Origin of the sequence: Limnofasciculus baicalensis BBK-W-15 (genome assembly GCF_024178385.1) — a bacterium.
GTDB classification, from domain to species: Bacteria; Cyanobacteriota; Cyanobacteriia; order Cyanobacteriales; family Coleofasciculaceae; genus Limnofasciculus; species Limnofasciculus baicalensis.
In genome coordinates this window covers 1-6673 of sequence record NZ_JAMZMM010000343.1, presented here as the reverse complement: position 1 = coordinate 6673, position 6673 = coordinate 1, and the positions used below count along the sequence as shown (strand labels likewise).

6 protein-coding genes and 1 pseudogene are annotated in these 6673 nt (G+C 40.4%); 5 read left to right on the top strand and 2 right to left on the bottom strand.

Features of this window, described 5'->3' with window-relative positions; all coding sequences use genetic code 11:
- Positions 1-180 (top strand): annotated as a pseudogene (locus NJ959_RS23920) (hypothetical protein); the annotation flags it as partial.
- Between the two features lie 186 nt (positions 181-366).
- Here the strand turns inward: NJ959_RS23920 and NJ959_RS23915 are convergent.
- Together NJ959_RS23915 and NJ959_RS23910 are read right to left on the bottom strand one after the other, a co-directional pair.
- Complete coding sequence (locus NJ959_RS23915) at positions 367-675, bottom strand: hypothetical protein (RefSeq protein ID WP_254014255.1); 309 nt, start codon at positions 673-675, stop codon at positions 367-369.
- 330 nt (positions 676-1005) lie between these two features.
- Entirely contained in the window at positions 1006-1611 is a 606-nt protein-coding gene (locus tag NJ959_RS23910; RefSeq protein WP_254014254.1) for a DciA family protein, read from the bottom strand.
- Between the two features lie 315 nt (positions 1612-1926).
- On the opposite strand from NJ959_RS23910, the gene NJ959_RS23905 reads away from it, so the two are divergent.
- From NJ959_RS23905 to NJ959_RS23890, 4 genes are all read left to right on the top strand, one after another.
- Positions 1927-2685 carry a TIGR03943 family putative permease subunit gene (locus tag NJ959_RS23905; protein WP_254014253.1) on the top strand — a complete coding sequence of 253 codons (759 nt, stop codon included), beginning with the start codon at positions 1927-1929 and terminating at the stop codon, positions 2683-2685.
- A 329-nt stretch (positions 2686-3014) separates the two neighbouring features.
- On the top strand, positions 3015-3956 hold the full coding sequence (gene hpsE, locus NJ959_RS23900; protein ID WP_254014252.1) for a hormogonium polysaccharide biosynthesis glycosyltransferase HpsE: 942 nt from the start codon (positions 3015-3017) through the stop codon (positions 3954-3956).
- A gap of 69 nt (positions 3957-4025) precedes the next feature.
- Positions 4026-5132 carry a glycosyltransferase gene (locus NJ959_RS23895; protein WP_254014251.1) on the top strand — a complete coding sequence of 369 codons (1107 nt, stop codon included), beginning with the start codon at positions 4026-4028 and terminating at the stop codon, positions 5130-5132.
- A 62-nt stretch (positions 5133-5194) separates the two neighbouring features.
- Positions 5195-6526 (top strand): phenylacetate--CoA ligase family protein, encoded by a 1332-nt coding sequence (locus tag NJ959_RS23890; RefSeq protein ID WP_254014250.1) that lies wholly within the window; start codon positions 5195-5197, stop codon positions 6524-6526.
- Positions 6527-6673 lie beyond the last annotated feature (147 nt).

Here is a 6673-nt window from a genome sequence, read left to right as displayed (position 1 = left end):
GACAAGGGGGACAAGGGAGACAAGGGAGACAAGGGAGACAAGGGAGACAAGGGAGTTTTAACTCAAAACTCAAAACTCAAAACTCAAAACTCTCTTCCCCACTCCCCACTCCCTTTAACGTTAAAAATCGCACTTTTTATCGAAAAAGTGCGATTTTTGGTAATTGGACAAAATAATTGATTCGTTTCAATGTTGACTTAAATTGTTGCTATCAAAAGGTAATACGTTGTTTGAGGAAGTCAAACTTCCTAGAAAAGCGATCTGGATCTCAAAGTTTTTTCATAAATTCGCTTTCATCATGTTCACATCTTAATAGAGTAAACAGAAGGTAATCGACGATCGATCTAGACAGTGAACCGTAATGGGTTATGCTGGGATCATTTCCGCCATCATTAGATCGGAAGTTGAAGCGATGGTTTCGACAGGCAGAGCTGACTGAGAGCAACCTTGTGAATATGCTACTGCCATATCTTCTTTTAGCATCAATCGGTCATTTTGCCATATTTCTTCGAGAGTCTCCCAAGATGGAGCAAAAGGTGGGAGTGCTAAGGAACACGCTTTCCATCCAGCTTTCACAGGTACTCCGAGTTGTTGGCACGTACCGCCCCGTCTCCCTTGAAGCTCGTAATAGCGACAAAACTGACAGGCGGAAATTGCATAAGTTACGGTCTTCATGGGAGTTATGTTCAGAAATAATTTTTTGCTTTACTCTTAGCATTACATTGTTCCCTAGTTTTTGCCGGGTATTATGATTTTTTTTGTTTTTTTTTATAATTACTTTATATTTGGAAACATTTTTGATGAAGAAAAGTAACGAACTGCCGTCAAGGCTCGGAAAATGGACTGATTTTACTTTAAACAAGATGGGGATCAAGTCAAACCCTAAGCCAGTTTGTGTATTTAGATACTAAAAAACGCCTAGAGGTGGAGGAGAAAGGATGGGTTATGGGGGGGAATTATGAGAGGAATTGGCAAGTAAGTAAAAGGGGGGTGAGGAAAGCGAGACTAACCTTGCCGTTGTTTGGCGGTACACAAAGCACAGATGCCCCAACGGTGAAGTTCGCCCTCTGGGGTAGGACAATTGCACTGGGGACAAAGGGGTAAAGAATGCGATCGCGCTTGTATAATAAGTGCCCATCTTTGAAAAGCTGATTGAGGATTTTTAGCTGTTGGCAGGGAGGCAGGGGAGAGGGGCACAGGGGGAAGTTCTTCATTCTCCCCCTGTGCCCCATTTGCCACCCCCCAAGGAGAATTCCCCAATTTCCCATCTATATAACTGGGATGCTCTGATAAGGAAGTTGTGGGGGAGTCAGTGGCATCATGGTGCCATTGGGCTGTTGAAAAGTAAATATCTGTTAAGGGGATGGACGACTTAGCCTGAAGCTGTTTTAAAATCTGATGGCGCTTTAATTTAAGGTCTTGAACCCAAACAGAGCTGGAGGTGGCAACATAAAGAGTATCCCGCGCGATCGCATATAATCGCGTCTGCTGGGCTGCTTTCGTACCGACAATTTCAGACCAACATGAGAGCAACTGTTGTAACTCCTGTCGCTCTTGCCACAGGGGCTGATTTTCGACCTTGCCTAATATATGATTGAGAGATTTCAACATCCTGTTTATTTATACCCCTACAACCATCGTAATTCAACAACACCGAAAGTGTCACCGATTCCGTTCGAGTTCGATTGCTTCTCGATGAGTCAGGACTTACGCAAAATCTGTCACTAAACTCCATATATAGTAGGTGCGTTACATAACGCACCCTACAGATAGCCTAAATCCGTAAGTCCTAATGAGTCAAAGAGAAGCCATCACCAAGGGGAAAGCTGAAGGAAAGCTATTATTGTTTACCCAAAGGGCGCAAGTCAGACAGCTTTCATAACCAATCACCAATAACAATGGGCTTAAGCCCATTGCCAATCACCAATGATGACGCAAAAATTTTGGCTCCCCCTATTAGATATAATTGCCCTGGCGATATGGGGTGCTTTATTAATCAAATATTGGTTAACAGGCGAATTACGCTTACTAATTCACCCCAATTACTTTTTATTAGTTCTCAATACTGGCATAATTTTGCTAGCCCTAGCAACTTTTAAAGCATTCCAGTTTCTCCCTCAACTACTGAAACGCCGATTTAGGAATACAGGAATTCCTCAACATATCAGCTTTTTTCCTCCTGGTTGGAGTAGTGGGTTGTTAGTATTTACGGCAATTTTAGCCTTACTTGTGCAACCCAAAGTATTTACCAGCCAAACTGCGATTCAGCGAGGAGTTACGGAATCATTAACAAGCACCAGAGTCCAAGCACAATCCTTTCACAAGACTAGCAAACCAGAAGAGCGATCGCTAATTGGCTGGATTAGGACACTTAACGTTAATCCGGAACCTGATAGTTATCAAGATCAAAAAGTCAATATAAATGGTTTTGTGGTTTATCCTCCAGACTTGTCAGCCCAATACTTATTAATTACTCGTTTTGTAATTACCTGCTGTGCGGCGGATGCTTATCCTGTTAGTTTACCTGTCAAACTAAAGGGAACTCGCGATAGTTACAAGCCGGATACTTGGATTCAAGTTGAAGGTAAAATGATTACGGAAACCTTCAATAACAAACGTCAATTAACGATTGAGGCAAATTCTATCAAAGAAATTCCTGAACCTGCTAATCCTTATGATTATTAAATGATGGGATTCCCAAGAAAAGACAAAAAATCAATTTCTGTAGTATGCTTATGCTTTCTTTAACCAATCAATTAGTTTTAAAGTCCCAGATCCCAAATCCTTACTCCTCACTTTCTTTCTTAAGTAAAGAAATGTGTAGGGCGGGCAAATGGTGAATCCGCTGTAATTTACTCTTGACACTATCAATTTTGTTGAGTTAAGATCGTATCTTTTCTAGTCTCTGGGGAGAGACGACGCAATTAGTATCTATTGACGACATCCTGGCTGGATTTAAAAAAATCTAGTCTGGGTGAATTTTGTTAATAGTATTGCCAAATTCGGAATTCACCATGATAGACTTTACTGTCGCGATCTGCACTTATAACGGAGAAAATCGTTTACCTGATGTTTTGGAAAAACTCCATTCTCAAATTGGCACTGAGACATTTAACTGGGAAATTATTATAGTTGACAATAACAGCAAAGACAATACGGCAAAAGTAGTTGAAGAGTACCAATACAATTCCTCTAAAGCTTACCCAATTAAATATTATATGGAACCGGAACAAGGACTTGCCTTCGCGCGACGCTGTGCTGTTAAACATGCAAATAGTCCTTTGATTGGGTTCCTCGATGATGACAACTTACCTAACCAAAACTGGGTAGCAGCAGCTTATAGATTTGCAAGAAAATATCCAAAAGTAGGTGCTTATGGTGGTCAAATTCACGGTAAGTTTGAAGGAGAACCTCCAGTAGGATTTGAACGAATTGCTCGGTATTTTGCTCTAATTCAAGGAGAAGAATCTTATTGTTATAACTATAAGTATAAGAATACAATCTACAAAATGTTTCCCCCTGGGGCAGGAATTGTCATCAGGAAAGAAGCTTGGTTGGCAAGTATTCCGGAACGCCCACTTTTGCCCCAGACTAGTGAAGATATCGAAATGTTATCTCAGATTTGGGAGGGGGGTTGGGAAATTTGGTTTAACCCAGAAATGGAGATGGATCACGTTATTCCTAAATCCCGTTTTGATGGAGACTATTTGAAGCGTTTTTTCCGGGATAACGGTTTGTGTCGATATTATATACGAATGCTAAAGTATAAACGATGGCAAATGCCTCTGGTGATACCTGGTTATATGGCAAATGATTTGAGAAAATTAATGTGCCATTGGCTTAAGTATAGGAAAGTTCTAAAAGACGATAAAGTAGCGGCGGGGGAAATGGAGTTACTGTTAAGCACTCTCCTGAGTCCTTTTTCCATTAGCAGGCAGAAGTTGATAGGAAAATAACCATAAATCATGAAATTAGAAACGTTGTCTGTAAAGTTTATAGAGATCGCTTATTAAACGATGACAAACATGACTATAACTTCACCACGTATTGCAATTTACCTGCGTAACCTCTCTGGAGGCGGTGCTGAACGAGTAATGGTAAGCTTGAGTGGTGGGTTTATTAAAAAAGGCATCGATGTAGATTTAGTACTTAATAAAGTAGAGGGTGCTTATCTATCCCAAGTACCACCAGAAGTGCGAATTGTAGATTTGCAAGCGCCAAAATTACCCGCAGGGCTTCCGAAACTTGCCAGTTACTTAAGACGGGAACGTCCCTCCGTTTTGCTATCAGCATTACATTACACCAATGAAATAGCTATACTGGCAAAATATTTATCTAGAATATCTGTCAGAGTAGTGGTATCTGAACGGAATACTCTCTCCCTTCATGGGCCAAGTCGCAATAGCGATCGCTTATCGCCTCTTTTGGCGCGGTTGTTATATCCTTGGGCAGATGGAATTGTCGCTGTTTCCCAAGGTGTAGCTGATGATCTCGCTCAAGTTACGGGCATTTCTCCGCAGCAAATTGAAACAATATATAACCCGACAGTGACTGCCAATCTATTAGAAAAATCCCAAGAATCTCTAAATCACCCTTGGTTTAAGACTGGGGAACCTCCAGTGGTTTTGGCAGTGGGAAGATTGGACGATCAAAAAGATTTTCCTACTTTAATTAATGCCTTTGCTATAGTAAAAAAGATACAACCCTGTCGGTTAATAATTTTAGGCCAAGGTCCCCAGAAGCAAAAACTTGAGGCTTTGGTCCAGGAGTTGGACTTAAAAAATGATGTCGCCATGTTGGGTTTTGCAGAAAATCCATCTGCCTACATGGCAAAAGCAGCAGTCTTTGTCTTGTCTTCAGCTTGGGAGGGTTTGCCAAATGCACTAATAGAAGCGATGGCTATAGGAATTCCAGTAGTTTCTACAAACTGCCCCAGCGGACCGAGAGAGATTCTAGACAACGGCAAGTACGGTTCACTTGTGCCAGTGGGTGACAGTAAAGCAATGGCAGACGCAATTTTGAGTGTATTATCCGGTAAATTTAGCTCAGTCGATCCAACCTGGTTAAAGCAATTTACTTTGGAAGTTGCTACTCAAAAATATCTTGAGGTATTGGGGTTTGCTAAGGTTTAAATGGGGGATGGATAAAATTACTAATTTTGAATTATCTTAGCCAAGAGGAAAAATATTGAACTATGAATTTACCAAGTCAGATTTATCGATTAGCCCGTGGCGCTTACAGAAGTCTTTCCTTGAAACCCCCCAGACAACGGGAATTGTTTTACAAGGAGATTTTACAAAGTTCTGAGGGGAAATCTCAGGCTTACTTACAGTCTCTGCTTGACTATGCAACTCTGCGGGTTCCTTACTATACTAACCTAGCAGATTTTTGGAGAGAGGGTAATTCTGAACTAGCTCATTTTCCTCTGTTAACTAAACCCTTAATCCGCGATAACTTTGAAAGACTTAAGTCCGATGAAATTGCCTCTCGAAATTGTTTTTTAAACAGTTCAGGTGGCTCAACAGGGCAGCCGATTTCAATTATGCAAGATCGAGAATTTGAAGAATGGCGAGAAGCGACAGAACTATTTTACTATCGTCAGTTTTTAGGAATTGATTTGGGGGGTTTACCTCAAGTGATTTTATGGGGTTCAACTAAAGATATTAAGCGTCAGACTAATACTCAAGGTGTCAAGGGTAAATTATTAAAGTTCATTCAGCCAACGACATTTTTAAATTCCTTTAAAATGACCAAAGAAGACTTGCAAAAATATGTAGAAATAATTAATCAAGAACGACCAGTATTAATCAAAGCTTATGCAGGTTCTCTATATCAACTTGCCAAATTTGTCAGAAATAATAATTTATCCATCCACCGTCCCAAAATATTATACACTTCTGCTGAAACTTTGCGTCCATTCATGCGAGAGTTAATTGAAGACGTGTTTAGGTGTAAAGTTTATGATTTCTACGGTTCGAGAGAGGTAGGCGCAATCGCAGGTGAATGTTCTCGCGGCAAAATGCACATTTTTAATTTTAATAATTATGTAGAAGTTGTCGATCGAGACAATAATACTGTAAGATTTGGAGAAGAAGGTAGGATCTTAGTAACAACTTTACATAACCATACTATGCCACTGATTCGGTATGAAATTGGCGACATGGCTATCCCCGGCAAACCTTGCCAATGCGGTAGTCCACTCCCAACATTGGAAAGAGTCACGGGCAGGGTGAAAGACCATTTTTTAACTAGGGCAGGTACTTTGGTTGATGGGGGATACTTTACTCGCCAATTCTACTTCCGGAATTGGGTTGATGAATTTCAGGTTTTACAGAAAGATTTCGATCGAATTGAAATTTATTATGTTTCTAATGGAGAACCTGTAGCATCAGAAATGGCTGATATTTGTACTCAGATTCAGTTAGCGATGGGTGAGGATTGTCAGATAGAATGGCATCAGGTAGAGGAAGTGCCGCGCACACCGCAGGGGAAACTTTTGTATACGCGCAGCCTAGTGAATAGTTAATCAGCGATTCAGACAGCAAAATATTCATTAACAAGAAAAGGAGATTTTATGATTTCTAAAGAAATGCTATCCAGACAATATACTTATTCAGGAAAGCCTTATTTACAACTTAATTCTTTTCAAAAAGAAGAAAAAGATAAAATAGAT